This is a genomic window from Streptomyces sp. NPDC058157 (genome assembly GCF_042884105.1).
GTDB lineage: Bacteria > Actinomycetota > Actinomycetes > Streptomycetales > Streptomycetaceae > Streptomyces.
The window spans coordinates 23,820-48,549 of the sequence record NZ_JBHVUQ010000019.1; the positions used below are offsets into that span (position 1 = coordinate 23,820).

The 24,730-nt window shown below is 74.9% G+C and carries 24 protein-coding genes; 12 read left to right on the forward strand and 12 right to left on the reverse strand.

All coding sequences use genetic code 11. The annotated features are described in order from the left end of the window. Window positions 1-32: 32 nt before the first annotated feature. Entirely contained in the window at window positions 33-785 is a 753-nt protein-coding gene (locus ACFVXK_RS07350; RefSeq protein WP_389610554.1) for a hypothetical protein, read from the reverse strand. Window positions 786-894: 109 nt separating this feature from the next. On the opposite strand from ACFVXK_RS07350, the gene ACFVXK_RS07355 reads away from it, so the two are divergent. Beyond that, the gene (locus ACFVXK_RS07355; RefSeq protein ID WP_389610555.1) at window positions 895-1,587 is read left to right on the forward strand and encodes a copper homeostasis protein CutC; all 693 of its coding nucleotides are present in this window, start codon (window positions 895-897) and stop codon (window positions 1,585-1,587) included. Window positions 1,588-1,987: 400 nt separating this feature from the next. Here ACFVXK_RS07355 and ACFVXK_RS07360 read toward each other — a convergent pair whose 3' ends face one another. Continuing rightward, on the reverse strand, window positions 1,988-3,967 hold the full coding sequence (locus tag ACFVXK_RS07360) for a HelD family protein (protein ID WP_389610587.1): 1,980 nt from the start codon (window positions 3,965-3,967) through the stop codon (window positions 1,988-1,990). Window positions 3,968-4,374: 407 nt separating this feature from the next. Here ACFVXK_RS07360 and ACFVXK_RS07365 point away from each other — a divergent pair, with 407 nt between their 5' ends. Beyond that, window positions 4,375-4,560 (forward strand): hypothetical protein, encoded by a 186-nt coding sequence (locus ACFVXK_RS07365; RefSeq protein WP_389610556.1) that lies wholly within the window; start codon window positions 4,375-4,377, stop codon window positions 4,558-4,560. Window positions 4,561-4,689: 129 nt separating this feature from the next. Beyond that, a complete protein-coding gene (locus tag ACFVXK_RS07370; RefSeq protein WP_389610557.1) occupies window positions 4,690-5,562 on the forward strand; it encodes a glycosyltransferase 87 family protein in 873 nt (290 codons plus the stop codon). Here ACFVXK_RS07370 and ACFVXK_RS07375 read toward each other — a convergent pair. The 3 genes from ACFVXK_RS07375 to ACFVXK_RS07385 all read right to left on the reverse strand — a co-directional run bounded on the left by ACFVXK_RS07375 (window position 5,528) and on the right by ACFVXK_RS07385 (window position 10,455). After that, complete coding sequence (locus ACFVXK_RS07375) at window positions 5,528-7,171, reverse strand: DNA repair helicase XPB (protein WP_389610558.1); 1,644 nt, start codon at window positions 7,169-7,171, stop codon at window positions 5,528-5,530. The genes ACFVXK_RS07370 and ACFVXK_RS07375 overlap by 35 nt on opposite strands. Window positions 7,172-7,273: 102 nt before the next feature. Next, entirely contained in the window at window positions 7,274-7,933 is a 660-nt protein-coding gene (locus ACFVXK_RS07380) for a DUF4291 domain-containing protein (protein ID WP_389610559.1), read from the reverse strand. Between the two features lie 47 nt (window positions 7,934-7,980). Then, window positions 7,981-10,455: a helicase C-terminal domain-containing protein gene (locus ACFVXK_RS07385; RefSeq protein ID WP_389610560.1), complete on the reverse strand. Its 2,475-nt coding sequence runs from the start codon at window positions 10,453-10,455 to the stop codon at window positions 7,981-7,983. Between the two features lie 140 nt (window positions 10,456-10,595). Here ACFVXK_RS07385 and ACFVXK_RS07390 point away from each other — a divergent pair, with 140 nt between their 5' ends. Both ACFVXK_RS07390 and ACFVXK_RS07395 read left to right on the forward strand, forming a co-directional pair. Beyond that, window positions 10,596-11,570, forward strand: a complete 975-nt coding sequence (locus tag ACFVXK_RS07390; protein WP_389610561.1) for a hypothetical protein — start codon at window positions 10,596-10,598, stop codon at window positions 11,568-11,570. A gap of 118 nt (window positions 11,571-11,688) precedes the next feature. After that, a complete protein-coding gene (locus ACFVXK_RS07395; protein ID WP_389610562.1) occupies window positions 11,689-12,324 on the forward strand; it encodes an HAD family hydrolase in 636 nt (211 codons plus the stop codon). A gap of 22 nt (window positions 12,325-12,346) precedes the next feature. On the opposite strand, the gene ACFVXK_RS07400 is transcribed toward ACFVXK_RS07395, so the two are convergent. After that, complete coding sequence (locus ACFVXK_RS07400) at window positions 12,347-12,601, reverse strand: hypothetical protein (protein WP_358895985.1); 255 nt, start codon at window positions 12,599-12,601, stop codon at window positions 12,347-12,349. A 177-nt stretch (window positions 12,602-12,778) separates the two neighbouring features. Between ACFVXK_RS07400 and ACFVXK_RS07405 the strand changes: the two genes are divergently transcribed. Next, on the forward strand, window positions 12,779-13,162 hold the full coding sequence (locus ACFVXK_RS07405) for a cold-shock protein (RefSeq protein WP_389610563.1): 384 nt from the start codon (window positions 12,779-12,781) through the stop codon (window positions 13,160-13,162). An 82-nt stretch (window positions 13,163-13,244) separates the two neighbouring features. Here the strand turns inward: ACFVXK_RS07405 and ACFVXK_RS07410 are convergent, their stop codons facing one another. From ACFVXK_RS07410 to ACFVXK_RS07425, 4 genes are all read right to left on the reverse strand, one after another. Continuing rightward, window positions 13,245-14,126 carry a 1,4-dihydroxy-6-naphthoate synthase gene (locus ACFVXK_RS07410; protein WP_389610564.1) on the reverse strand — a complete coding sequence of 294 codons (882 nt, stop codon included), beginning with the start codon at window positions 14,124-14,126 and terminating at the stop codon, window positions 13,245-13,247. Beyond that, on the reverse strand, window positions 14,110-14,838 hold the full coding sequence (locus tag ACFVXK_RS07415; protein ID WP_389610565.1) for a futalosine hydrolase: 729 nt from the start codon (window positions 14,836-14,838) through the stop codon (window positions 14,110-14,112). The genes ACFVXK_RS07410 and ACFVXK_RS07415 overlap by 17 nt, the downstream gene beginning before the upstream one ends. Before the next feature lie 20 nt (window positions 14,839-14,858). Then, window positions 14,859-15,350 carry a DUF2771 domain-containing protein gene (locus tag ACFVXK_RS07420; protein WP_389610566.1) on the reverse strand — a complete coding sequence of 164 codons (492 nt, stop codon included), beginning with the start codon at window positions 15,348-15,350 and terminating at the stop codon, window positions 14,859-14,861. 224 nt (window positions 15,351-15,574) lie between these two features. Continuing rightward, window positions 15,575-16,951, reverse strand: a complete 1,377-nt coding sequence (locus tag ACFVXK_RS07425; RefSeq protein WP_389610588.1) for an MFS transporter — start codon at window positions 16,949-16,951, stop codon at window positions 15,575-15,577. A gap of 359 nt (window positions 16,952-17,310) precedes the next feature. On the opposite strand from ACFVXK_RS07425, the gene ACFVXK_RS07430 reads away from it, so the two are divergent. The 3 genes from ACFVXK_RS07430 to ACFVXK_RS07440 all read left to right on the forward strand — a co-directional run bounded on the left by ACFVXK_RS07430 (window position 17,311) and on the right by ACFVXK_RS07440 (window position 20,167). Then, window positions 17,311-18,237, forward strand: a complete 927-nt coding sequence (locus ACFVXK_RS07430; RefSeq protein ID WP_389610567.1) for a DUF3027 domain-containing protein — start codon at window positions 17,311-17,313, stop codon at window positions 18,235-18,237. Between the two features lie 67 nt (window positions 18,238-18,304). Then, on the forward strand, window positions 18,305-18,511 hold the full coding sequence (locus ACFVXK_RS07435) for a hypothetical protein (RefSeq protein ID WP_389610589.1): 207 nt from the start codon (window positions 18,305-18,307) through the stop codon (window positions 18,509-18,511). Between the two features lie 120 nt (window positions 18,512-18,631). Continuing rightward, complete coding sequence (locus tag ACFVXK_RS07440; protein WP_389610568.1) at window positions 18,632-20,167, forward strand: flotillin family protein; 1,536 nt, start codon at window positions 18,632-18,634, stop codon at window positions 20,165-20,167. A gap of 43 nt (window positions 20,168-20,210) precedes the next feature. Here the strand turns inward: ACFVXK_RS07440 and ACFVXK_RS07445 are convergent, their stop codons facing one another. Next, the gene (locus tag ACFVXK_RS07445; protein WP_389610569.1) at window positions 20,211-21,263 is read right to left on the reverse strand and encodes a WD40 repeat domain-containing protein; all 1,053 of its coding nucleotides are present in this window, start codon (window positions 21,261-21,263) and stop codon (window positions 20,211-20,213) included. Window positions 21,264-21,370: 107 nt separating this feature from the next. Between ACFVXK_RS07445 and ACFVXK_RS07450 the strand changes: the two genes are divergently transcribed. From ACFVXK_RS07450 to ACFVXK_RS07460, 3 genes are all read left to right on the forward strand, one after another. Continuing rightward, window positions 21,371-22,069 carry a GDSL-type esterase/lipase family protein gene (locus ACFVXK_RS07450; RefSeq protein ID WP_389610570.1) on the forward strand — a complete coding sequence of 233 codons (699 nt, stop codon included), beginning with the start codon at window positions 21,371-21,373 and terminating at the stop codon, window positions 22,067-22,069. A 59-nt stretch (window positions 22,070-22,128) separates the two neighbouring features. Beyond that, window positions 22,129-23,127 carry an aldo/keto reductase gene (locus ACFVXK_RS07455; RefSeq protein WP_389610571.1) on the forward strand — a complete coding sequence of 333 codons (999 nt, stop codon included), beginning with the start codon at window positions 22,129-22,131 and terminating at the stop codon, window positions 23,125-23,127. Between the two features lie 182 nt (window positions 23,128-23,309). After that, the gene (locus ACFVXK_RS07460) at window positions 23,310-23,801 is read left to right on the forward strand and encodes an MmcQ/YjbR family DNA-binding protein (protein WP_389610572.1); all 492 of its coding nucleotides are present in this window, start codon (window positions 23,310-23,312) and stop codon (window positions 23,799-23,801) included. Window positions 23,802-23,859: 58 nt separating this feature from the next. Here the strand turns inward: ACFVXK_RS07460 and ACFVXK_RS07465 are convergent, their stop codons facing one another. After that, complete coding sequence (locus ACFVXK_RS07465; RefSeq protein ID WP_389610573.1) at window positions 23,860-24,594, reverse strand: hypothetical protein; 735 nt, start codon at window positions 24,592-24,594, stop codon at window positions 23,860-23,862. Window positions 24,595-24,730 lie beyond the last annotated feature (136 nt).

The window sequence follows — 24,730 nt, forward strand, 5'->3', positions numbered from 1 at the left end:
CGGGCGGAATTCCCCGGTGCCGGTCGGGTGTGTCAGGTCAGCGCGGCGAGCTCCGCGGCCAGGTTGCGGCGGGCGGGGGCCTCCCAGTGGGCGGCGCCGTAGGGGGTGCGGAAGAGGGCGGGCAGGTCGAGGAGCCGGCGCAGGACGGCGGCCCGGCCGGTGCGGAAGGCCTCGTCGGGGACGAAGGCGTACTCGGCGCGGACGGCGGCGGCGTAGGCGGCGTAGGCGTCGGGGTTCCCGGGGGCGCCGGTCCCGGGGTCGCCGGGGTCGCCCGCGAGGACGGCGAGGTCGGCGTCGCAGAGGGCCTCGCCGTTGGTGTCGCCGGGGGCGGGGTCGTGGGTGACGGTCAGCCGGACCAGGCGGGCGACCTCGGCGGTGCGGGCGGGGCCGACGCCGAGTTCGGCCAGGGCGCGTTCGGCGAGGGCGGCGCTGCGCTCCTCGTTCTCGGAGCGGTCGGGGCGGTAGACGGCGTCGTGGAACCAGGCGGCGAGCTCGACGGCGGTGGGGTCGGCGGCGTGCGGGGCGAGCACGTCGAGGCGGGCGAGGACGTCGGCGAGGTGGGCGGTGGTGTGGTAGCGGCGCTGGGGCTCCGCCCAGGCGGCGAGGAGGCGCTCGGCGTAGGGGGCGGGGTCCTGGGCGGCGCCCGCCGCGGCGGCGGTGGCGGCCCAGCGGCGGCGGAGCGCGTCGGTGGGGGCTTCCGTGCTGGCGTCCGTACGGGCTTCCGTGCCGTCGTCCGTGCGGGCTTCCGTGCCGTCGTCCGTGCCGTCGTCCGTGTGGGTGTCCATGCGGACATTGTGCGGGTGGCGTGATCGTGCTGGTGGCGGGTGGGCCGGGGACCGTACCCTGGATATTGGACTAGACCTATTTTCCCTATGTTCCGAAGGATGGGATCACATGAGCAACCGTGCGCTCCTGGAGGTGATCGCCCTCGACGCGGAGGACGCGGTCGCCGCCCAGGCGGGTGGGGCGGACCGACTCGAACTGGTCACCGACATGGCCGCCGACGGGCTCACCCCGCCGCGCGAGACCTTCGCGGCGATCAGGGCGGCGGTCGACATCCCGCTGCGCGTGATGCTCCGTCTGACGGACGGGTTCGCGGCCGGTGACGTCGCCGGGCTGGCCAGGACGGCGCGGGAGCTGCGGGCGGAGGGGGCGCAGGAGTTCGTCCTCGGGTTCCTGCACCCGGACGGCCGCCCCGACCTGGCGGCGGTCGAGGCGGTCCTGGCGGAGCTCGACGGCTGCCGCTGGACCTTCCACCGCGCGATCGACCGCGCGGCGGACCGGGACGGGCTGCGCAAGGCGCTGGCCGACCTGCCGGGGCTGGACACGTACCTGACGGCCGGCTCGGCGGCCGGGGTCCCGGAGGGGCTGGGCGTCCTGATCGCCGAAGCCGCGGCGGGCCGGCGCGGCGAACCGGGGTACGGGCCGCGGATCCTGGTCGGCGGCGGGCTGGCGCTGTCGCACGTACCGGTGCTGCGGGAGGCCGGCATCGACGCCTTCCACATCGGCGGCGCGGCCCGCCCCTCCGGCTGGGACCACCCCGTCTCCGCGGCGGCCGTCGCGCAGTGGCGGGAGGCGGTGGGGTAAGTCCCCTCCCCGCCCTGCCCGTTCCTCCCTCGGCTCCCGGCGCCGACTGGGGGAGGAACGGGCGCAGGGCCCGGGCGGGACGCCCGGCTCCGCGCAGCGACACGGCGCAGCCCGCCGGGCGACGCCGGGGCCGTCCGCCGGTGCTACGCCAGGGCCGTCGGCCCGGCGACGCCGGGGCCGCCCACCGGGCTACGCCAGGGCCGTCCGCCCGGCTACGCCAGGGCCGTCCGCGGGTGCTACGCCGGGGCCGCCCGCCGGTGCTACGCCAGGGCCGCCGGCCGGGCGACGCCGGGGCCGCCCACCGGGCTACGCCAGGGCCGCCCGCCGGTCTTACGCCAGGGCAGCCCGCCCGGCGACGCCAGGGCAGCCCGCCGGGCTACGCCGGGGCCGTCCGCCGGTGCTACGCCAGGGCCGTCGGCAAGGGGGTGGCGTGGAGGGTTGTGAGGCCTGAGACGGCTCGGGTGAGGCAGACGTACAGGCGGCGCAGCCCCGTCCGCTCGTCCGGCTCGCCGTCCACGATCGCCGCAGGCTCGTCCAGGACGACGTAGTCGTACTCCAAGCCCTTCGCGAGGGACGCCGGGACGAGCGTGAGGCGGGACTCGGCCGTCGTCTCCTCGCCCGGGGACAGGTACGGCAGGCCCGCCTCCGACAGCGCCTGCGCCAGCACCGGGATCCGCGCGTCGGCCGCGATCAGCCCGACCGACCCCTCGTGGGCGAGGAAGGCGCGGCACGCGGCCAGCACGTCGTCCGTCAGGGCCTCCGCCGACGACGGCGCCACCGTCAGCGACCCCGGGGTCTCACGCACCGACGACACCGCCGCCAGCCCCGGCGAGATCTCCGGCAGCAGCCGCGACGCGTACGCGATCACCTCGCGCGGTACGCGGAAGCCCGCCGTCAGCTCCTCCAGCACCGCCTCCGGCTTGCCCAGGTGCGCCAGCGCCTCCGCCCAGCTGCGCGTGGCCCACGGGGTGGTGCCCTGGGCGAGGTCGCCGAGGACCGTCGCCGAACCCGTCGTGCAGCGGCGTCCCACCGCCCGGTACTGCATCGGCGACAGGTCCTGCGCCTCGTCGACGACCACGTGCCCGAGGGAGTGCGTCCGCTCCACCAGGTCGGCGGCCTCGTCGATGAGGACGAGGTCCGCCGGCGACCACTTGGCCGACTTCACGCTCCGGAACGGCTTCGCCCACAGCAGCAGCTTCTGCTCGTCCTCCGTGAGCACCCCCTCGGCGTGTTCCGCCAGGAACTCCGCGTCCGACAGCAGCCGCAGCACCAGCTTCGCAGGCTCCACCAGCGGCCAGACCGCCTTGACCGCCGCCTTCACCGCCGCGTTGCGCGCGACCGCGTCCTGCACCCGGTCGTCGGGCGCCTCGCCCGCCTGCTCCATGCGCACCAGGACGGCGTGCGCGATCCGCTGCGGCAGCGCGTCGCGCGCGGCGCCGTAGCGGATGTCGCGGTTCTGGAGCTCGGTGACGATCTCCTCCAGCTCGTACGCCGGCACCCGCCAGCGCCGCGAGCCGCGGACCACCATCAGCGGCTCGGCGGGCGCGCTGACGTGCGAGCGGACCGCGCGGCGCAGCACCTCCGCCATCCGGGCGTCGCCCTTGACCACGGCGGTCGCGGCGGCGTCGGCGCCGCGCACCTCCAGGCCGGGCCGGGCGACGAGGTCGTCGACGGTCGCCTGCTGGACCTCCAGCTCGCCCAGGGCCGGCAGGACCTGCTCGATGTAGTGCAGGAAGGAACGGTTCGGCCCGATGACGAGCGTGCCGGTGCGGGCCAGCCGCTCGCGGTGCGCGTACAGCAGGTACGCGACCCGGTGCAGACCGACGGCGGTCTTCCCGGTGCCGGGACCGCCCTGGACGCACACCGAGCCGGACAGGCCGGAGCGGACGATCTCGTCCTGCTCGGGCTGGATCGTCGCGACGATGTCGCGCATCGGGCCGACGCGGGGGCGCTCGATCTCCTGCTGGAGCAGCTTGCTGACGGCGGCCGCCTCGCCGGGGTCGGAGAGGTGCTCGTCCTCGTAGGCGGTGAGGTCGCCGCCGGTGTAGCCGAAGCGGCGGCGCAGGGCGACGTCCTGCGGGTCGGCCTTGGAGGCGCGGTAGAACGGCTGGGAGACGGGCGCGCGCCAGTCGATGACCATCGGGTCGCCGTCGGCGTCGTGGACGTGGCGGCGGCCGATGTAGAACTGCTCGCCGCCCGCGCCCTCGGCCAGCTCGGCGCCCGGGGCGTGGAGGTAGTCGAGGCGGCCGAAGAACAGCGGGGTGTGGGACAGGTCGGCCAGCGCCTTGATGCGGTCGTCGATCTGCGCCTGGAGGACGACGGCGTTGACCCAGTTCGCGGTGACGTCGCGGATGTCGAGGGCCTCGACGTCCTCGCGCATCGCGCGCAGGGCGGCCCGGGAGGCCGCCAGGTGGGACCGCTCGCGGCCGAGGAGGTCGGCTGTGTCGGGGGTGGTGTCGGGGGCGTGCGCGGGCACGGGACTGCCTCCAGCGGCTTCGGTGCGGAACAGAAACCCACCGGTTTCCGTCCGGTGGGAGGCTCTCCCCGGTACGGCGGCGGGAGGCGGCAAGAGCGGAGATTGTAGTCAGCGGGCGCGGGCGGCGCGAATGGATTTACGGGACCCGGGTCCCGGGCGGCCGGTACCCCCGTACGGGTGTCATACCCGGGGGTGTCAGACCTTCGGCAGAGCCCTAGGGGAAGTCATGGGACGTGAGGAGGAGCCGGGGGCCGCCGAGGTTGGCTCTCCAGACCGATGTGCGGGGCGGCGGGAAAACGCACCATGGATCCATGAGCACCGCAACCTTCACCCCGATCGAGGGCGGCCGCCCCAGCGGCGCCACCGCCACCGCCTCCCACCACCCCCGCCACCGCGTCGGCGGCGCCCTGCGCGCCGTGAAGGTCTTCGCGGCCGCCGTCGTGAGCGTCGCCGTCCTCGGCGAGTACTCCGAGGACGCGGGCGTCATACGCCGCTGACCGCGCGCTGCCGGCCGCGCCGTCGGCCGCGCGCCGTCGACCACGCCGCTGACCTGCGCTCTCGGGCGTATGGCGGCGTATGGCCGGATCCCGGCGGAGGGTCCGTGCTGATCCACTAGGGTCTCGCGCGTGACCCGCAGCCCCGATCCCGACCGCTCGCCGTCGCCCCTCGCCGGCATGCTGGTCACCGGGGCGCTCCTCGCCCTCGGCGTGCTGTGCGTCGCCCTGCGCGTCCCGACCGCCGATGCCCTCCTCAGCGGGTTCTCCGCCGCCGACTGGCACCCGCCCGCCGGCTATCCGCCCTTCGCCGCGATCCTGTTCACGCCCGCCGCCTGGCTGCCGGCCGGTGTGCTGAAGGCCGTCCTCGTCCTCGGGAACGGCGGCCTGCTCGCCCTGCTGGTGCTGCTCTCCTGCCGGCTCGCGGGAGTACGGGCCCGGCCGGGCCCCGTCCTGGCCGCCACCATCGCCGGGCTGTGGCTGGAGCCGCTGTTCCAGAGCCCGCTGCCCGGCCAGATCAACCTGGCCCTGGCCTGCCTGGCCCTGTGGGACCTCGGCCGGCCGCGCGCCGCCCTCGGCAAGGGCTTCGCGCTGGGCACCGCCGCCGGGATCACCCTGACCCCGGCGGTGTTCATGCCGTACCTGCTGCTCACCGGGCGGGTCCGGGCCGGCCTGACCGCCCTGGCCGGCTTCACCGGTACCGCCCTGCTCGGCGCCCTCGTCCTCCCGGAGGTCTCCGCCGACTTCTGGGCCCACCACCCGCCCACGGCCGACGGGGCCCCGCTGCTGCACTGGCGGTACCTGTGGGTGTGGGCCGTCCCCCCGCTCACCGCCCTCGCGGCGCGGACGGCGGCCGCCCTCCGGCGCCGCCGCCACCGCCACCGCACGACGACGGCCCCGCTCCCGGCCCCGATCCCCGCCCCGAGGTCACCCCTGGGACGGGAGGAGGCGGCGGCGGACACCGCCCGGGTCAGTCGCCCGCGAGCAGCTCGTCGGCGTCCATGATCCGGTAGGCGTAGCCCTGCTCCGCCAGGAAGCGCTGGCGGTGGGCGGCGAAGTCCTGGTCGATCGTGTCGCGCGCCACGACCGAGTAGAACCGCGCCTCGTGCCCGTCCGCCTTCGGCCGCAGCACCCGGCCCAGGCGCTGCGCCTCCTCCTGCCGGGACCCGAAGGTGCCCGACACCTGGATGGCGACGGTGGCCTCGGGCAGGTCGATGGAGAAGTTCGCGACCTTCGACACGACCAGCACGTTGATCTCGCCCTCGCGGAAGGCGTCGAACAGCTTCTCGCGCTGCGCGTTCGAGGTCTCGCCCTTGATGACCGGCGCGTCCAGGTGCTCGCCCAGCTCGTCCAGCTGGTCGATGTACTGCCCGATGACCAGCGTCTGCTCGCCCGCGTGCTTGCGCACCAGCGCCTCGGTGACCTTCCGCTTCGTCGCGGTCGTCGCGCAGAAGCGGTACTTCTCCTCCGTCTCGGCCGTCGCGTACGCCAGCCGCTCCGACTCGGTGAGGTTCACCCGCACCTCGACGCAGTCCGCCGGGGCGATGTAGCCCTGCGCCTCGATCTCCTTCCAGGGCGCGTCGAACCGCTTCGGCCCGATCAGCGAGAACACGTCGGACTCCCGGCCGTCCTCGCGCACCAGCGTCGCCGTCAGCCCCAGGCGGCGGCGGGCCTGCAGGTCGGCGGTGAACTTGAAGACGGGAGCCGGCAGCAGGTGCACCTCGTCGTAGAGGATCAGCCCCCAGTCCCGGGAGTCGAACAGCTCCAGGTGCGGATAGACGCCCTTCCGCTTGGTGGTGAGGACCTGGTAGGTGGCGATCGTGACGGGCCGGATCTCCTTGCGCGTCCCCGAGTACTCGCCGATCTCCTCCTCCGTCAGCGAGGTCCGCTTCACCAGCTCGTGCTTCCACTGCCGCGCCGAGACCGTGTTCGTCACCAGGATCAGCGTGGTCGCCTTGGCCTTCGCCATCGCCCCGGCCCCGACCAGCGTCTTGCCCGCGCCACAGGGCAGCACGACCACGCCCGACCCGCCGTGCCAGAACCCCTCGACGGCCTGCGCCTGGTACGGGCGCAGCGCCCAGCCGTTCTCCTCCAGCTCGATCGGGTGCGCCTCGCCGTCCACGTACCCGGCGAGGTCCTCGGCCGGCCAGCCCAGCTTGAGCAGCGTCTGCTTGATCTGCCCGCGCTCCGACGGGTGCACGGCCACCGTGTCGGCGTCGAGCCGCGCCCCGACCAGCGGGGTGATCCGCTTCGACCGCAGGATCTCCTCCAGCACGGGCCGGTCCGTGCTGGTCAGCACCAGCCCGTGGACGGGGTGCTTGGAGAGGGTCAGCCGCCCGTAGCGGGCCATGGTCTCGGCCACGTCGACGAGCAATGCGTGCGGGACGGGATAGCGGGAGAACTCCACGAGCGCGTCCACGACCTGCTCGGCGTCGTGCCCGGCGGCCCGCGCGTTCCACAGCCCCAGCGGGGTGATCCGGTACGTGTGGATGTGCTCGGGCGCCCGCTCCAGCTCGGCGAAGGGGGCGATGGCCCGGCGCGCGGCACCGGCGAGCTCGTGGTCGACCTCCAGGAGGAGGGTTTTGTCGCTCTGGACGATGAGAGGCCCGTTCACGCCTGTCCCTTTCCGGCGAGTGGCGGCCGCCCGGGCGCGGGCGGCCAAACCTCCAGTCTGCCGCATCGGGCCGCGGGTGTGGGCGTCCTGCCGGACGGCCGGCTACGCGTCCAGGTGGGGCAGCGGGCCCGACGGGTACGGTGGTTCCACCGGGAGCAGGGCGCGGGCCGCGTCCGTGTCGCCGGTGCGCAGCAGGCCGTGGATCTCGCGGACCAGCGGGGTGACGTCGCTGATCGAGACCGTCCACTCGTCGGCGTACGCCCGCGACGCCGGGCCCGACAGGCCCAGCTGGAGGGAGCGGTGGGGCAGCGCCTTCAGGTGCGGGTCGCGCTCCGGGTCCCACTGGACGCGGACCGGCGAGCGGGACAGGGTCCTCTTCCAGTCCGCGCGGTCGGCGTGCACGCGCGGCGCGTAGTGGGACAGGCAGGCCTGCGCCAGGGCCCCGTCGAAGCCCTCGCGGCTGATCTCCACGGCCAGCACCGTCTCCTGGCCCTCCTTCGTGGCCCAGCCGCAGCGGTACATCATCCACAGGAACGACGGCTTGATCCACGTCATCCGCTCCCGCTTCCAGGCGGGCGGGAAGCGGCCGTCGCGGGCCGCCGGGAGGCCCAGGGCGGGGGAGTACGCCTGGTACACCGTCACGGTGGTGGCGGTGTGGGCGGCGCGGATCTGGCGGGTGGGGACCTGGTGGGCGGAGTCCTGGTGCGCGGAGTCCTGGTGCGCGGGGGTCTGGTGGGCGGGGGTCTGTGCGGTGTCCTGCATGGGGTCAGGGTGCGGGCCGCGTACCCGGGTCCGCCAGGGGTTTTCGGCTACACCTGGTCCTCCGCCAGCTCCGCCACCCCCGTGATCCGGTGCAGGGCGTACGTGCGCACCTCGTCCGCCGTGTGGTCGTAGCCGGTGACGAAGCCGCCCTCCACCCGCACGGGTGCGATGACCCGCTGGCTCGCCGCGCCCTCGGCGTTGACGTACCCGATCCACACCGCCGACCCGGTCAGCGCCGCCGCCTGCACCGTCGCCAGGGTCTCCGCCGCGCTGGTGCGTGGCAGTTCGCCCGGCCCCGGGGCGGCCGACTGCCCGGCCGGCTCCTTGCGGACCGCCGTCGCCGCCAGGTCGCCCGCCCGGACCGCCCGTACCGCCGCGCCCAGCAGCGTCGCGTCCGGCACCGGCGGCCCGTCCGGCACCGGCACCGGGGCCGTGCGCTCCGGGGTGCGGTACGCGGCCGCCCGCGCCACCAGCACGTCGCCCGTACGGGATTCGGCCGCCGGGGCGTAACCCATCGCCCGCAGCCCGTCGAGCAGCGCGCCCGGCTCCGCCTGCGCCGCCAGCACCGTCGGCGCGAGCCGGCGCAGCCCCAGGCCCGCCGAGCGCTTGTCGGCCAGGATCTCGCCCAGCATGGCGTCGTCGTCGCAGCGCACGTACGAGGAAGCCGCGCCGACCCGCAGGTGCCCGTGCCGCCGCGCCACGTCGTCGATCAGGTACGCCAGCGGCTGCGGTACCGGGGTGCGGCTGTGCTCGGCGAGGAAGGCGTGCAGGTCGGAGGCGGTCTGCCCGGAGTCCAGGGCCCGGCGCACCGAACCCGGCGTGAACCGGTACACCGTCGCCCCGCCCTTGGACTCCACGTCCGCCAGCACCGCCAGCACGTCGCCCAGCGGCCGGCGCAGCGGACCCGGCGCCACCGCCGTCAGGTCCGCCTGGAGCAGGACGTGGTCCACCGGCTCCGGCAGCAGCGGCGCCAGCAGCGGTGCCGGGTCGCGGCCCGCCAGCAGGGCCCGGCCGAACGCGCTGAGCGCACCCCGGCCGGTGACGCCCAGCACCTCCGCGTCGTGCAGGGTCCAGTGCGCGAGCCGGGCCCGCAGGTCGCTCGTGCCGCGCTCCGGGCGCTCCCACGCGAGCCGCTCCAGCAGCGCGTCCGGGTCGGGGGAGCCGCCCTCGGGCAGGGCGGCGAGGAGTTCGAGGACCCGGCGCCGCACCTCGGGCGCGGGCGAACGGTCCAGGTCGGGGCCGAGCGCCGACAGGGTGCGGCCCTTGGCGTCCTGCTCGCCGACCATCCCCGCCGCGCGGGTGGCGGCCAGCCAGGCCGAGGCCAGCGCCGACCAGCGGGCGGCGGGCGGCAGTTCGCACCAGTCGTCGAAGGCGGGGGTGGGCGCGTACCGCTCGTCGGCCTCGCCGTCACTGGCCAGCAGCCCGGCCGCGTAGGCCAGTTCGATCCAGAACGCGGCCGCCTGCTCGGTGGTGTCGAGGGTGGACGCAGCCCGCTTGAGGTCGCGCACGGCCAGCCCGCCCGCCCGCAGCACCAGCGGACCGGCGTGCTCCCAGGACTTCACCAGCTCCTCGACGGTGGCCAGCGCGGCCAGCGCCTGCCCGGCGGCGTTCGCGTCCACAAGCTGTGGACGGTGCTCGCGGTGCGCGCCGACCGGCGGCGCGACCGGCGCCGTCTCCCGGTGCGCCAGCCCGCCCCGCAGGTGCAGCGCCACCTCGCGCGGCAGCACCACCGTGCGCGGCGAGGCCGGCAGCAGCAGCCCCCGGTCCCGCAGCCAGCGCACGGGCGGCGCCGGGTTCGGCGTCACCTCCCCGTACGGCGGCCCCCACACGAGCCGCCCCAGCACCTGGTGCGCCTCCGCCGGGGCCTCGTCCAGCAGCGCCGACATCCGCTCCGGGTCGGTGAACAGCCCGGTCAGCGCCGCCACCGCCGAGACGGGGTCGTGGGTCGGGGGCAGCCCGGCGGCCGCCACGATCTCCTGGACCCGGGTCGGCGACATCCCCGCCGTGGCCTCCGCGACGGTCGGCCCCAGCCCGGTCGGGGAGGGCCGCTGCGCCGAGGGAGCGAGCAGCTCCCGGGCGGTGCGGACCAGGCGCAGCCGGTCGTCGTCACCCCACACCAGGGCCTGGTCGCGCAGGATCCCCAGGGCCCCGGGGAGGGCGTCGCGGGCCGCACCGCCCCGACCCCGGTCGTCCCCGCCGCCGGTACCGGTCAGCAGCTCCTCCAGCACCGGATACGGGCACGGGTCGGGGGCCACCGCGAGGGCCTCGGCCGTCTGGAGGGCGAACCGGTCGAGCCGGTCCAGCGCCCGCACGACGGAGGCCCGGGTACCGGCGCGGGTGGCCAGTTGCGTGATGTCGCCGGGCACCGGGTTCAGCAGGTCCGGCCGGGCGTGCAGCAGCGCGGCGAGCGCCGCGTCGTCCCGGCCGCGCAGCGCCTCCGCGAGGGAGCGGGGCGGGGACGCGGTGGTGGTGGCGGTGCCGGCGGGCGGCTGTTCCGTCGTGCCCCGCTGCGTGTGCGTCACGGCGCTTCCCTGCGGACTTCCCTCGGGCACGGTGCTCGCCTCCTGGTCACGTCGGCCGGTCGTCGGCCGGTCCCCATCCGGGCAACGGTATCCGTTGCGCCGAGGGCCGCTCCACGCCCGCACGCGCTACCTTCTGGGGCGTGGGGATCGAGAGCGACCATCTGGTCTACGAATACCTGAGCCGGGTCGGGGACTTGGCGCAGCAGCGGCAGCTGTCGTCGGGGGAACGGATGCGGCTCGTGTCGGGGCTGCGCGACGAGATCGACCGGCGGCGCGCCCGCTTCGAACCGGAGACCCCGGAGGCGGTGCGGGCCGTCCTGCGACGCCTCGGCACGCCGGAGGAGGTCCTGGACGCGGCGGCCGCCACCGCCGACCCCGCCGACCCCGTCGCCCCGGTCGCGGTACCGCGCCAGCGCGGCAACCGCCGCCGTCCGGGGGGTCCCGGTGTTCCCGGTGTGCCCGGTGTTCCCGAGCCGCGGAACGTGCCGCCGCACCTGGCGGGCCTGGACGAGCTGGGCGGTTCGTCCGCGGACCACGGCGAACCCGACTGGTGGCGGCTGCCGGCCGCCGGGCGCGGGCCGCAGGTGGAGGGCTTCGCGGGCGGCATCGAGATCCCCGAACTGCTGGGGCGGCCCGAGGAGGACCCAGAACCCGAAGCCGCCGCACCGGCCCCGCCGGCCCCGCCGGGCGGCCTGCTGGCGTACCTCCGGCAGCGGAGGAAGGCATCGAAGCAGCCGGCCGCGGAGGGGGGCGTGCTCGCCAAGCCGGCCAAGGAGGCGCGCCCGCGCCCGCACGGCTTCCTCCTGCTGGCGGCACTGCTGCTGGCCGCGGGGGCGCTGACGGGGTACTGGCCGCTGCTCGGGGCGGGCGCGGTGGTGGCGTACGTGTCCCGGGTGCTCGGTCCGCGGGAGCGCAAGTGGGTGATCCTGGGCGTGCCCGCCGCGGTCTTCACCGCGGGGATGCTGTGGCTGTGGGGCCGCTCCACGGGCCGCTGGGGCGACCCCCTCCCACAGACGCAGCTGGGCCCGGCCTTCCAGTCCATGTGGCCCACCCTGGCCCGCACGGCGAGCGCCACCCTGGCGGCGTACCTGGGCTGGCGCAGCCGCCGGAGGTAAGGGCACACGTGTGGCCTGAAATGGGGCAAGAGCTGACATTCCGCCAAATAACGCTATCCGATAAGCCAACCTCCGCTTAGCCTCCCGTGGCTCGCTGGAGTCTCGGCACAATGGCGCTATGACCTCCCACATCCCCCCACAGCTCACCGTCGGGTTCGACCTCGACATGACGCTCATCGACTCCCGCCCCGGCATCCACGCCGCCTGGACGGCGCTCGCCGCGAAGACCGGGGCGTTCATCGACGCCGACCTGGCCATCACCCGTCTCGGGCCCCCGCTGGAGGAGGAGCTCGCGTACTGGTTCCCCGAGGAGCAGATCCCCGCGATGCGGGACCTCTACCGGGAGATGTACCCCGACCACGCCATCGCGCCGACGCCCGCGATGGCCGGGGCCCGTGAGGCCGTCAAGGCCGTCCAGGCGCTCGGCGGGCGGGCCATCGTGGTCACGGCGAAGAACGAGCCCAACGCCCGCCAGCACCTGGAGCACCTTGGCATAGAGGCCGACGCCGTCATCGGGTGGCTCTGGGCCGAGGGCAAGGCCGAGGCGCTGCGCGAGTACGGCGCGCAGGTCTACGTCGGCGACCACATCGGCGACGTGCGCGGCGCCCGGACGGCCGGGGCCGTGTCGGTGGCGGTGGCGACCGGGCCGTGCGCGGCGGAGGAGCTGCGCGAGGCCGGGGCCGACGTGGTGCTGGACGACCTCACCGCACTGCCGCAGTGGCTGGCGGAGTTCGCCCGCACCCTCGCGGCCTGAACCCCGCCGGGAACGAGGGGCGTCAGGCGGCCTGGGACGCCCGGGCCGCCCGGCGCTGGGCCGCCGCCGAGCGGAGCACGCCGGCGGCGGAGATCGCGAAGCCGACGCCCATGAGCATGCACACCGCCCACGCGTACGACGGGAACGGGTCGGTGCCCAGGAACAGCGGGGCCATCGTCACGAGGGTCGCCACGGCGCCCACGATGAAGACGATGCCGCCCGCCTTGACCAGGCCGTCGCCGGGCCGTGCTTCGTCGGGGTGAGGAGTAACAGTCACCCCACCAGGGTAGTTCCCTGGCCGAAGCGGTCCAGCGCGAAGGACCGGGGAACGTCTTGCCACCCGTTTCAGGACCATTAGCCTGGAGGAGGCGGGTCGAAGGACCCGCTGTACTGCTATCCGGAGCCGTTCACCTCGGCGAACCGGACCCGACGAGCACAAGGACAGAGGACGGACGTGCCTACCGGCAAGGTCAAGTGGTTCAACAGCGAGAAGGGCTTCGGCTTTCTCTCCCGAGACGACGGCGGAGACGTCTTCGTGCACTCGTCGGTGCTCCCCGATGGGGTCGACGCGCTCAAGCCCGGGCAGCGCGTGGAGTTCGGCGTCGTCGCGGGGCAGCGCGGTGACCAGGCGCTTTCGGTAGTCGTGCTGGAGCCGACGCCGTCCGTGGCGGCCGCGCAGCGGCGCAAGCCCGACGAGCTCGCCTCGATCGTGCAGGACCTGACGACCCTGCTGGAGAACATCACCCCGATGCTCGAGCGCGGCCGCTACCCCGACAAGGCGCAGGGCGCGAAGATCGCCGGCCTGCTGCGCGCGGTGGCCGACCAGCTCGACGTCTGACCGTCGGATCGTTTCCCCACGCGTACCCCGGTGCCCCGCCGCTCGTCCGAGCCGCGGGGCACCGGTGCGTGCGGGGGAGCGCCTACGGGAAGCTCAGCGCGTCCGGCCCGATGGCCGGAACCAGACCTTCGGCCGCGGCCCTGGTCAGCAGCCCGCGCACGGCCGCGTAGCCGGCGTCGCCCAGGTCGGCGGTGAACTCGTTCACGTACAGCCCGATGTGCTGGTCGGCGACCTTCGGGTCCAGCTCCTGCGCGTGCGCCCGGACGTAGGGCCGGGAGGCCTCGGGGTCCTCCCACGCCATCCGCACCGACGTACGGGCCGCCTCGGCCAGCGCGCGGAGGGTGTCGGCGCCCAGGGAGCGCTTGGCGATGATCGCGCCGAGCGGGATCGGCAGGCCGGTGGTGGACTCCCAGTGCTCGCCCATGTCGGCCAGGCAGTGCAGCCCGTACTCCTGATAGGTGAACCGGGCCTCGTGGATGACCAGCCCGGCGTCGACCCGGCCGTCGCGCACCGCCGGCATGATCTCGTGGAAGGGCAGGACCACGACCTCGCCGACCCCGGCGGGGAGCACGTCCGCCGCCCACAGCCGGAACAGCAGGTACGCGGTGGAGCGCTCGCTCGGCACCGCGACCGTCCTGCCCGTCAGGTCCAGTCCCGGCTCGCGGGTGAGGACGAGGGGGCCGCAGCCGCGTCCGAGCGCGCCGCCGCAGGGCAGCAGGGCGTACTCCTCCAGCACCCACGGGAGCACCGCGTACGACACCTTCAGCACGTCCAGCTCGCCGCGCTCGGCCATGCCGTTGGTGACGTCGATGTCGGCGAAGGTCACGTCGAGGGCGGGAGCCCCCGGGACGCGGCCGTGCGCCCAGGCGTCGAAGACGAAGGTGTCGTTCGGGCAGGGCGAGTAGGCGATGTCGAGCGTGCTCAGCGGGGTGCGGTCGGGGGTGTGGTCAGCGGTCGCGGTCATGGCGTTCTCCCCAGGTGACGAGTACGGGTCCCAGCGCGCGGAACCCGTCGGCGAGGGCGGCCAGCGCGTCCCCGATCCGCCAGGCGGCCCGGTCGCGCGGCCCGACGGCGTTGGACACGGCGCGGATCTCCAGCACCGGCAGCCCGTGCGCGGCGGCCGCCTCCGCCACCCCGAAGCCCTCCATGGCCTCGGCACCGGCGAGCGGGTGCCGGGCGGCCAGCTCGGCGGCGCGGGCGGCGCTGCCGGTGACGGTGGAGACGGTGAGGACGGGCGCGAGCAGCGCCCCGGTGGCCTCGGCGGCCCGGGCGGCCAGGTCGGCGGGCGGAAGGTGCACGCTGCGGCCGAAGCCGAGCTCCTGCACGGGGACGAAGCCGTCGGGGGTCTCGGCCCCCAGGTCGGCGGCGACGAGCGCGTCGGCGACCACCAGCGAGCCGAGCGGGGCGGCGGGGGCGAACCCGCCGCCGATGCCGGCGGAGATGACGAGCGAGTAGTCGGCCAGCGCGAGGGCGGTGGCCGTGGCGGCCGCGGCGGAGGCCGGGCCGACACCGCCGACGAGCACGTCGGCGGCGAGGCCGGGCAGGTCCCGGCGGGTGATGAGGTACCCCCCGGGCAGGGTGCGCGGTTCGGGCGTGACCGGGTCCTGATGAGGGGTGAGCCCGGAGGCCGCGGAGTCGGCCTCCGCGGCCACGGCGGTCACGATCAGCGCGCGCACGCTGCTGCGCCTGCCGCTTGTTACTTCTTGAGCTTCAGCTTGAAGGACCAGACGGCGAGGGGCTTGCCGTCCTCGCCGACCTGGACGAAGCTCAGCATCTTCGACTGGGGCGCCTCGCCCTGGCCGCCGGTCGCGAAGACGTCGGCGCCCGCGAAGCTGCGGTAGGTGTTCGCGGAGGGCTCGGTGATGGGCTGGCCGTCGAGGACGGCCTGCCACTTCTTGCCGTCCTCGACGACCTTCGGCTCGACGCCGAGGCGCAGCGTGTCGCCGCGGCCGTACTCGATGGTCTTGGCGTCCTTCTTGCCGGTGAGGCACTCCTGGACCCTGTCCATGGAGAGGTCCTTGCCGTCGGAGCGGCACTCGGACTCGGCGGACACCGACGAGCTGCCGACGGTCACGGTCGCGAGCGGCGTCGGCTTGTCGCAGGCGGACAGGAGGAGGAGGCCGGCGGACACGGCTCCGAGGGCCGCGACGCTGCGGCGGGCCCTACCCGGGAAAAGCGGTGCGGTCATGAGCCGAAGGCTATCGGGCCGGTGGGCCGCGCCGCCGCACGGGGGGTATGGGGCGGCGTGCCCTTGCGCTCCGCGGGGGGTGGGGGGCCGTCTGCGGCGCCGCTGCGGGGGCTCCGCCCCGGACCCCCGCGCCTCAATCGCCGGCGGGGCTGGATTTCGGCTCAGCTCGTCGACCGCCCGCGCAGCGCACGGAACGGGGTCCGGGGCGGAGCCCCGGGGGGCGGCTACGCCACTCGGGTTCGGGGGGAGCCGTGGGGGTGGTGGGGGGTGAGGAGGCCGCGGAGGGCGAGGGCGGTGCCCAGGGCGATGACGGCCGAGGCGACCGCCATCCCCAGGACCCCGTTCAGGGGGAGGGCGATGCCGATGCCGCCGCCCAGGACCCACGCCATCTGGAGCAGGGTCTCCGAGCGGGCGAAGGCCGACGTGCGGACGGCCTCCGGGACGTCGCGCTGGATCATCGCGTCCAGCGACAGCTTCGCCAGCGCCTGGCAGAAGCCCGCCGTGCCGGCCAGGACCGCCATGAACGGGCCGCTGAAGACCAGGGCCGAGAGGATCGTCACGCCCAGCGTGGCGGACAGGACGGCGGCCACGATCGCCTCCGGGGCGCGGGCCCGCAGCCACGCCCCCACCGCCGTGCCGCACGCGTTGCCCACGCCCGCCGAGGCGCCCACGATGCCGAGGGACACCGCCGCGCTCTGGCCGCCCAGCGGATGCTCGCGCAGCAGGAACGCCAGAAAGAAGATCAGGAACCCGGACAGCACCCGCATCGCCGCGTTCGCGAGGAGCCCGCAGAGCACCGGACGGCTCACCGTCCGCAGCCCGGGCCGTTTCGAGTGGGCCTCGTGGGTGGAGAGGCGGGCCCGGCGCTCGCCCTTGGCGTCGTCCACCTTGTGCGGCAGCTGGAACGCCGCGAACGTCCCCCACACGAAGATCGCGCAGGCCCCGTACAGCGGCCACGGCGGCCCGAGCGCGTGCAGGCCGGCCCCGACGGGCGCGGCCAGGCCCGTCGCGAGGAGGCCGGCGAGGGTGACCCGGGAGTTCGCCTTGACCAGGGAGAACCCGTGCGGCAGGAGGCGCGGGACCACCGCGCTGCGGACGACCCCGTACGCCTTCGACGCGACCAGGACGCCCAGGGCGGCCGGGTACAGCTCCAGCCCGCCCGTCGCCACCGCGCCCGACATCATCACCGCGAGCAGCGCCCGCGTCAGCATCGCGCCCGCCATCGCCGCCCGCCGCCCGTGCGGCAGCCGGTCCAGCAGGGGGCCGATGACGGGGGCCAGCAGGGTGAAGGGGGCCATGGTGATGGCCAGGTACAGGGCCACCCGTCCGCGTGCCTCGTCCGTGGGAACGGAGAAGAAGACGGTGGAGGCGAGCGCGACCGTGATCATGACGTCGCCGGCGCCGTTGATCGCGTGCAGTTCGATCAGTCGGCCGAGCCCCGATTCCCCGGCGCCGTGGGCGTGCGTGACGCGCCGGATCCCGCGTGCCGTACCGGTGAACGGGAGGTGCAGGGCACGCCCGACCGCCCGGCCGGCCCGCCTGGCCGGTCCCGAGCCGTCTGCGGACGACCGTACGGGAGCCACGTGGACATAGTGCCCCAGACCGTCCTCCGGGACCCGCCCCGGCGCGTCCGGGCGGCACCGGGGGGTGGGCCGGCGGGCCCCCGGCGGGTCGCCCGGGGGGCGCCGATGTCCGCGAATCGGACCTCGCATGTGGGCCGAAGCCGCCGGAGGAGGTAGCGTGCGTAGCGCGCCACCGGCGGTTGCTCTTGGCCGCGCGCCTCTTCGCGATCCCGCAGAATGGATCACATGGGGTGCGCCCGAGGCCGATCGGGGCGCGGACGTCGACGCGGCCCTCTGGTCCGCTCCGCCCGCGCTACGTACGGACGAGACCGACGGGTCGTTGTGGACGACAGTACGGACGGCGCACTCGTGAGACGGCGTAGGAGAGAACGAGACCTGTGAGTGCTGCGACGACGCGAAGCCGTACCCCGCGTACCCCCGCCCCCGACCGCCTGTGCGTCGAGGCCGTGGAGCTCGCCCGCGAGGCCGCCGAGGAGGCCGCCTACCCCGGTGTGGTGGGCGAGCACGTCTCGGTCGTAGCGGAGGGCGACCGGGTCGTCACTCACTTCTTCGAGTGCAAGGAAGCGGGCTACCGGGGCTGGCGCTGGGCCGTCACGGTCACCCGTGCGTCGCGCGCCAAGAACGTCACCCTGGACGAAACGGTGCTGCTGCCGGGTGACGACGCGCTGCTCGCGCCGGAGTGGGTGCCGTGGAGCGAGCGGCTGCGTCCGGGCGACATGGGTCCGGGCGACCTGCTCCCGACGGAGGCGGACGACCTGCGGCTGGAGCCCGGGTACAGCGGCGAGGACGCGGCCCCGCCGAACTCGGTGGTCTCCGCGGAGATGGCCGAGCTGGTGGAGGCGGAGGACGCCGACGTCACCGACCGGGTGGTCGTGCCGGCGCGCGGGTCGATCACGGCCGTCGCGGAGGAGCTGGGGATGCGCCGTGCGCGGGTGCTGTCCCGCTACGGGCTGCACACGGCCGCCGACCGCTGGGACGAGTCCTTCGGGTCGAAGACGCCGATGGCGCAGGCGGCACCGGCGTCGTGCGTGTCCTGCGGCTTCCTGGTGGCGATCGGCGGGTCGCTGGGGCAGGCCTTCGGGATCTGCGCGAACGAGTTCGGGCCGGCGGACGGGCGGCTGGTGTCGCTGTCGTACGGCTGCGGGGGGCACTCGGAGGCGGCCGTGATGCCGAAGCCGCCGAAGCCGGCGGAGCCGGTGCTGGATTCGATGGCGATCGACGAGTTCCCGCTGCGGCCGGCCGCGGCCGACGCGGGGTCGGTGCCGGTCGAGGACCTGCCGGGCGAGGACCTGGGGCACTCGTAGCCGGGGCGCCGCCGCCGCGGGGGCCTGCTCCGCGGCGCGGTGACGCCGTACGCTCGGCGGCATGGACATGGTGGGGATGACCGGTCGGGTGACGGGGACGGTCGGGCCAGGGCTCGTCGGGGAGGTCATCGTGCACATCCGGGGCGGCGCCGAGCACTTCCTCGCGCATCCCGCCCCGGGCGAGAGCGCGCGGATCGAGGTCGGGTCCGTCGTCACCGTCGTGGAGTACCAGCCGCCGCGCACCGTCTACGTGATGGCGGTCTACGAGGGCTGACGCCCGCTCTCGTATCAAGATGGCGACAAGAATGATCCGGCCACTTCTCCACCGGGCCCCACCAGGCGCACACTCACCCCCGTCGGTGCCGAACGGCACCGCGCTAAGGGGGCGTTGCCGATGGCTATCGGCGTCGTGGCGGGAGTGGTTCTCGCCGCAATCATTGCCTTGATCGGCCTGTTCAAGCTCATGTGGCGGGTGGCCGAACCGAACGAGGCGCTCGTCATCTCCGGTTCCACGCACAAGACCGAGGGCATCGGCGAGGGCATGGGCTTCCGGATCGTCACCGGCCGCGGCACGCTCGTCCTGCCCGGTGTGCAGGCCGTGCGCAAGCTGTCGCTGGACCTCAACGAGACGCAGCTGAACGTGGACTGCGTGACCCACCAGGGGATCCCGCTGCGGGTCAAGGGCGTCGTGATCTTCAAGATCGGCGACGACTACGTGTCCATCGCCAATGCCGCGCGCCGTTTCCTCGACCAGCAGAAGATGATGCCCGAGCGGGTGCACATCGTCTTCGCCGGTCATCTGCGGTCCATCGTCGGCGGTCTGACGGTCGAGGACATGATCCGCGACCGGGAGAAGCTGACCGGGCAGACCCGGGCGGCCTGCGGGACCGAGATGGAGAAGCTCGGGCTGATCGTGGACTCGTTGCAGATCCACGAGATCGAGGACCCGACGGGGTACATCAAGAACCTCGCGATGCCGCACGCCGCCGCCGTGCAGCGTGACGCGCGCATCGCGCAGGCCGAGGCGAACCGGCTGGCGACGGAGGCCGAGCAGACGGCCTTCGCCCGGATGGCCGAGGCCACCCGGGACAGCGAGATCCTCCAGGCCGGCTACCAGGCCGAACGGGACAAGGCCGCGGCCACCGCCCGGCAGGCGGGCCCGCTGTCCGAGGCGGCCGCCCGCCAGGAGGTCGTCGTGCAGGAGACCCGGGTCGCGGAGCTGGAGGCGCACCGGCGCGAGCAGCAGCTCCAGGCCGACGTGCGCAAGCCGGCGGACGCGGCGGCGTACCAGACGAGGACGCTCGCCGAGGCGGAGCGCGACGCGCGGATCTCGGCGGCGCAGGCCAAGGCGAAGGAGACGGAGCTGGCGGCCGCCGCCGAGGCGACCCGGGTCAAGACGGCCGCGGCCGCCGAGGCCCAGGCCACCGAGGCGCGCGGGCACGCGGCGGCCACCGCGACCCGGGTCAGCGGTGAGGCGGAGGCGGCGGCCACGCAGGCCAAGGGCCTCGCGGCGGCCGAGTCGGCGCGGGCGAACGGTCTCGCGCAGGCGGAGGCGGCCAAGGCCAAGGGTCTGGCGGAGGCCGAGGCGATCAAGGCGCGGGCCGCGGCCCTCGCGGAGAACCAGGAGGCGGTGGTCGCCCAGCAGCTCGCGGAGAACTGGCCGGCGATCGTCCAGGCGGGCGCGGGCGCCTTCGGCAACGTCGAGCACATGGTGCTGCTGAACGGGGCCGAGGGGATGTCGGAGATGTTCGCGAAGGCCCTGACGATGGGCGGCACGGGGCTGGGCGTGGCCCGGCAGCTGCTGGCCTCGATGTCCGACCGGCAGAAGGGCGAGGGGGACGGGGAGGCGAAGACCCCCGCCGCCACCCCGGTGAACGGCACGGGCCCCGACGGCCGGACACGCATCCCGATCGACGAGGACCGCACCTGACCGGCCCCGACTGCCGCCCGACGGCCCGAATCCGGCCCTGAGGTCAGGGCTTCGGGCGGCGCCTCAGGGTGCGTCTGGCTGCCAGGGCCAGGGCTGCGGCGGCTGCGACGAGCAGGGCGCCCCTGGTGAAGCCGCCGCCCTTGCCGTCCGACGGGCCCGGCTGTCCGGCCGGGCCCGCGGCCGGGGGGCGGGCGGCGGGGGCCGAGGGGGGCGGGGTGGTGGCGGGGGCCACGGGGACGGCCACCACGCGGCTGGACACGCCCTCCGCGCCGAACAGCAGCGTCCTGCCGTCCGCGGAGTACGTCACCGACTCCGCCTGCCCCTGCCAGGGCGCGTCCACCCGCTCGCCCTCCCCCTGCGGGCGGCCGTCCTTCCACGGGTACGTCCGCGCCGTGAAGTAGCCGCGCAGCGTCAGCCGGGTGCCGTCCGGGGAGAACGCCCCGTCCGTCACCCACGGCACCTCCGCGATCCGCCGGAAGACGTTGCGCCCGTCCGCCGACAGCTTCTCCGGGCCCTCGTAGAGGCCGCCGCCCTTCTCGTTCTTGCTCGCGATGTACACCCGGCCCGTCACCGGATGCACCATCAGCGCCTCCGCGTTGCGCGGCCCGTCCGCGTACACCGCCGTGAACTGCTCGGCCGTGACCGTCGCGTCGTGCAGTTCCTTCGGCTCCGGGAAGCGGTAGATCCACACGTGGTCCCAGGTGCCGTCCCGGTTGTCCCCGATGTCACCGACGTAGAGGTTCCCGTCCGGGCCCAGCGAGATGGCCTCCACGTCGCGCGGGGTGCCGATGCCGCCCAGCGTGATCCGGGCCACCGTCCTGCCCGTCGCCGAGTCCACCGCGTACACGTACGGGCCGTCGTCGCTGTCGTTGTGCGTCCAGTAGACGCCCGGGTGGATCCGGCTGGCCGCCAGCCCGCTCGACTCCGTGATCCGCGGATCGGTGATCGTGAACCCGGACGCCGTGGGGGCCGGGCTGGCGGCCGGGGCGGCTCCGTTGGCCGCGGCGGGGCCCGCCGGCAGCAGGCCCAGGGCGAGAGCCGCGAAGGCGGCGAGAGCGGCGGGAGCGGCGGTCGTCGGGACGGTCGGCAGGCGCATCCCCCCAGCCTGCCAGCCCCCGCCCCGTCAGGGGCCGTGCCCGCTCCGGCCCCCGGCGTGTCCGGCATCACAGGGGTGCGCGCCACGTGATCCGCGATGATGACCGGATGCGTTTCATGTTCGTCGGCGATTCCATGACCATCGGGCGCGCCGGCGACTTCACCTGGCGCTACCGGATGTGGCAGCACCTGCGCGCCACCCTGGGCGACGGCTCCTTCGAGATCGTCGGCCCGCGCAGCGCGCTGTACGACCCGGCCGGCGACACCGCGGCCGGCGACGACTACGCCGCCCCCGGCTTCCCCGCGCCCGCCCGCCGCCACCTGGCCGGCTGGGGCGAGGGCTGGCAGCACATGGCCCCGCTGATCGGGCCCGCCGTCCGCGAGAGCGGGGCGGACGTGCTGCTCGTCTCCCTCGGCCTGATCGACCTCGGCTTCTACACGAAGGCCGACCAGACGGCCGAGAACGTCCGCGCGTTCATCGCGGCCGCCCGCGCGGCCCGTCCCGGCGTCCGGATGGTGTTCCTGCCGGTCATTCCCAACGTCCGGGCCGAGGAGGACGCCCCCTTCGCCGCCGAGGTCGTCCGCTTCAACGAGCTCCTCGCCAAGACCGTCGCCGACCTCGCCGACGCCGCCTCGCCGGTGCTGCTGGCCGCGCGCCCGCAGGCGTACGACATCCATCGCGACACCTACGACGGCACGCACCCCAACGCCTCCGGCGAGCACCGCCTGGCCGGGGAGTTCGCGGCCGTCCTCCACCAGGCCTGGGGCATCGGCGGCCCCTACCGCCCGGTGGCGGACGACGCGTAACGCGCCCCGGGGGCGGGGGTCTTGCTTCGAGCGCACTCCAAGCCATTGACTTGGTCCCCATGAAGTACACGCAGCTCGGACGCACCGGCCTCAAGGTCAGCCGACTCGTACTCGGCACGATGAACTTCGGTCCGCAGACCGACGAACCCACCAGCCACACGATCATGGACGCCGCGCTCGACGCGGGCGTCAACTTCTTCGACACCGCCAACGTCTACGGCTGGGGTGAGAACAAGGGCCGCACCGAGGAGATCATCGGCACCTGGTTCGCCCAGGGCGGCGGCCGCCGCGACAAGACGGTCCTCGCCACCAAGGTCTACGGCTCGATGTACCGCGAGGGCGAGACCTGGCCCAACTTCGACCGCCTCTCGGCCCTCAACATCCGCCGTGCCGTGGACGCCAGCCTCAAGCGGCTGCAGACCGACCACATCGACGTCTACCAGTTCCACCACGTCGACCGGCAGACCCCCTTCGAGGAGATCTGGCAGGCCGTCGAGGTCCTGATCCAGCAGGGCAAGATCCTCTACGCCGGCTCCTCCAACTTCCCCGGCTGGAAGATCGCCCAGGCCAACGAGACCGCCGCGCGCACCGGCCGGCTCGGCCTGGTCAGCGAGCAGTGCCTCTACAACCTCGCCGAACGCCGCGCCGAGATGGAGGTCATCCCGGCCGCGCAGGAGTACGGGCTCGGCGTCATCCCGTGGTCCCCGCTGCACGGCGGGCTGCTCGGCGGGGCCATCCGCAAGCAGGCCGCCGGCGCGTCCGAGGGGCGCAGCGCCTCCGGCCGCACCGCGGACGCCCTCGCCGACGCCACGGTACGGGCGCAGGTGCAGGCGTACGAGGACCTGCTCGACAAGCACGGCCTGGAACCCGGCGACACGGCCCTGGCCTGGCTGCTGACCCGGCCCGGGGTCACCGGCCCGATCGTCGGCCCGCGCACGCCGGAGCAGCTCGCGTCCGCGCTGCGGGCGGTGGAGCTGGAACTGTCGCAGGAGGTCCTCGCCGGACTGGACGAGATCTTCCCCGGTCCGGGCCCTTCGCCGGAGGCCTTCGCCTGGTAGGCGCCCGTCCCGGCGGGGCGGCCGCGAACGGTGCTACTGGCCGACCGCGGCCGCCACGGCGACGACGACGAACATCAGCACGAGCACACCGGCCATGACACGGTTTCTGGTCTTCGGGTCCACCCGTCGAGACTAACGCGAAGGCGCCCGGGCCCCGTGCCAGGGGCTGCGAGACTTCCGTCATGGTCACAGTCGACGACGTACGGCGGCTGGCGCTCGCGCTGCCGCGCACCGAGGAGCACCTCGTTCGCGACCGGGTGAAGTTCCGGATCGGCCGGATCGTCTACCTCGCCCTCTCGCGGGACGAGACCGGGCTGGGCTTCGCCTTCCCCAAGGAGGAGCGGGCCGCGCTCGTCGCCGCCGAGCCGGAGAAGTTCCTCCTGCCGGGCGCCGGGGACCTGCGCTACCACTGGGTCGAGGCGCGGATGGCCGCCCTCGGCGTGGCGGAGCTGGCGGAACTGGTCACCGACGCCTGGCGGATGTGCGTACCGGCCAAGGTGGCCCGCGCGCACCTGGAGGGCGGGGCGGAGGTCGGGCTGCCGCCCGCGCCGGGGCTGGAGAGCGGCGGACCGGACGAGGCCGCGCTGGCCGCCGAGCTGGGCCGGCCGGGGCTGCCGCTGGCGAAGCTGCTGGACGAGTACCTGTACGTGACGATCACGCACCAGGGGTCCTGAGGGCGGACGGGGCGGCGCCGCCCCCGCGGGGCGGGGGCGGCACCGGGGCGGCCGTGGGTCAGGCCTTGCCCTTGAGGTTCGAGACCAGCTGGTTGGTCAGCTTGGTCGCGCCGGCCAGGCCCTTGTCGCCGTTGCCGCTGACCAGCACGGTCACCACGGAGTGGCCGACGCGCGCGGCCACCAGGGTGGTGCCGCCCATCCATTCGGGACTGGTCTCGGTGATGACCCAGGCGCCGTCGCCCACACCCGCGAGGGGCTTCTCGGTGACGGTCACCTTGCCGTGGGTCTGCTCGTCGGTGAAGCTCGGGCAGGCCTTGGAGAGCATGCCGAGGGCACCGAGGACGGTGGTGGAGGTGGTGCCCTGGTAGACGTCGATCTCCTGGGCGTACTCCTCGGAGGAGTTCTTGTTGACGTAGGCGTCCTGGGCGAACGAGACGCCGTCGATGCCGGTGATGCCCGTCCACGCGGTCCCGCCGAGCTTGGTGCAGTCGGGGGTGGGCACCTCGGCGGCGACCGGCGGCCGGTAGGTGGGGCCGCTGTCGCGGGCGTCCGAGGGGTCGGCGGTGTAGCCGGACGGGAAGAAGGAGGCGGGGGCGAGCGCGGCCTTGAGCTGCACGCCCGTCAGGAGGCCCTTGTTGGGTCCGTCGGTGGCCGGCGCCCCCGTGGGGGCCGAGGGGGCGGCGGCCTTGACGGCGGCCTTGGCGGCCTCCTTGGGGATGAGGGAGCAGCCGGTGAGCGCGAGCGGAAGGACCGCGACGGCGAAGAGGGTGGCGACGGGCGATATCTGACGCACGGTGTGGTTCGACCTCGTTGTTCGGGCGTACTGCTGACTCCGGTCGGCCGCGCCCCCGGCCGTCCCCCGGCCCGCGCGGGGGAGCGCGGTGCGTCCGGTTCAGCGACAGGACTCGCGCATCACATCGGGCCGCCGT

Coding starts and splice junctions, on each gene's coding strand:
- ACFVXK_RS07420 (WP_389610566.1), bottom strand. CDS start 15,350: ATGACCGCACCGCTTTTCCCGGGTAGGGCCCGCCGCAGCGTCGCGGCC.
- ACFVXK_RS07365 (WP_389610556.1), top strand. CDS start 4,375: ATGAGCACCGCAACCTTCACCCCGATCGAGGGCGGCCGCCCCAGCGGC.
- ACFVXK_RS07450 (WP_389610570.1), top strand. CDS start 21,371: ATGCGTTTCATGTTCGTCGGCGATTCCATGACCATCGGGCGCGCCGGC.
- ACFVXK_RS07395 (WP_389610562.1), top strand. CDS start 11,689: ATGACCTCCCACATCCCCCCACAGCTCACCGTCGGGTTCGACCTCGAC.
- ACFVXK_RS07355 (WP_389610555.1), top strand. CDS start 895: ATGAGCAACCGTGCGCTCCTGGAGGTGATCGCCCTCGACGCGGAGGAC.
- ACFVXK_RS07410 (WP_389610564.1), bottom strand. CDS start 14,126: ATGACCGCGACCGCTGACCACACCCCCGACCGCACCCCGCTGAGCACG.
- ACFVXK_RS07360 (WP_389610587.1), bottom strand. CDS start 3,967: ATGCGCGAGGACGTCGAGGCCCTCGACATCCGCGACGTCACCGCGAAC.
- ACFVXK_RS07380 (WP_389610559.1), bottom strand. CDS start 7,933: ATGCAGGACACCGCACAGACCCCCGCCCACCAGACCCCCGCGCACCAG.
- ACFVXK_RS07455 (WP_389610571.1), top strand. CDS start 22,129: ATGAAGTACACGCAGCTCGGACGCACCGGCCTCAAGGTCAGCCGACTC.
- ACFVXK_RS07435 (WP_389610589.1), top strand. CDS start 18,305: ATGGTGGGGATGACCGGTCGGGTGACGGGGACGGTCGGGCCAGGGCTC.
- ACFVXK_RS07350 (WP_389610554.1), bottom strand. CDS start 785: ATGGACACCCACACGGACGACGGCACGGACGACGGCACGGAAGCCCGC.
- ACFVXK_RS07445 (WP_389610569.1), bottom strand. CDS start 21,263: ATGCGCCTGCCGACCGTCCCGACGACCGCCGCTCCCGCCGCTCTCGCC.
- ACFVXK_RS07460 (WP_389610572.1), top strand. CDS start 23,310: ATGGTCACAGTCGACGACGTACGGCGGCTGGCGCTCGCGCTGCCGCGC.
- ACFVXK_RS07440 (WP_389610568.1), top strand. CDS start 18,632: ATGGCTATCGGCGTCGTGGCGGGAGTGGTTCTCGCCGCAATCATTGCC.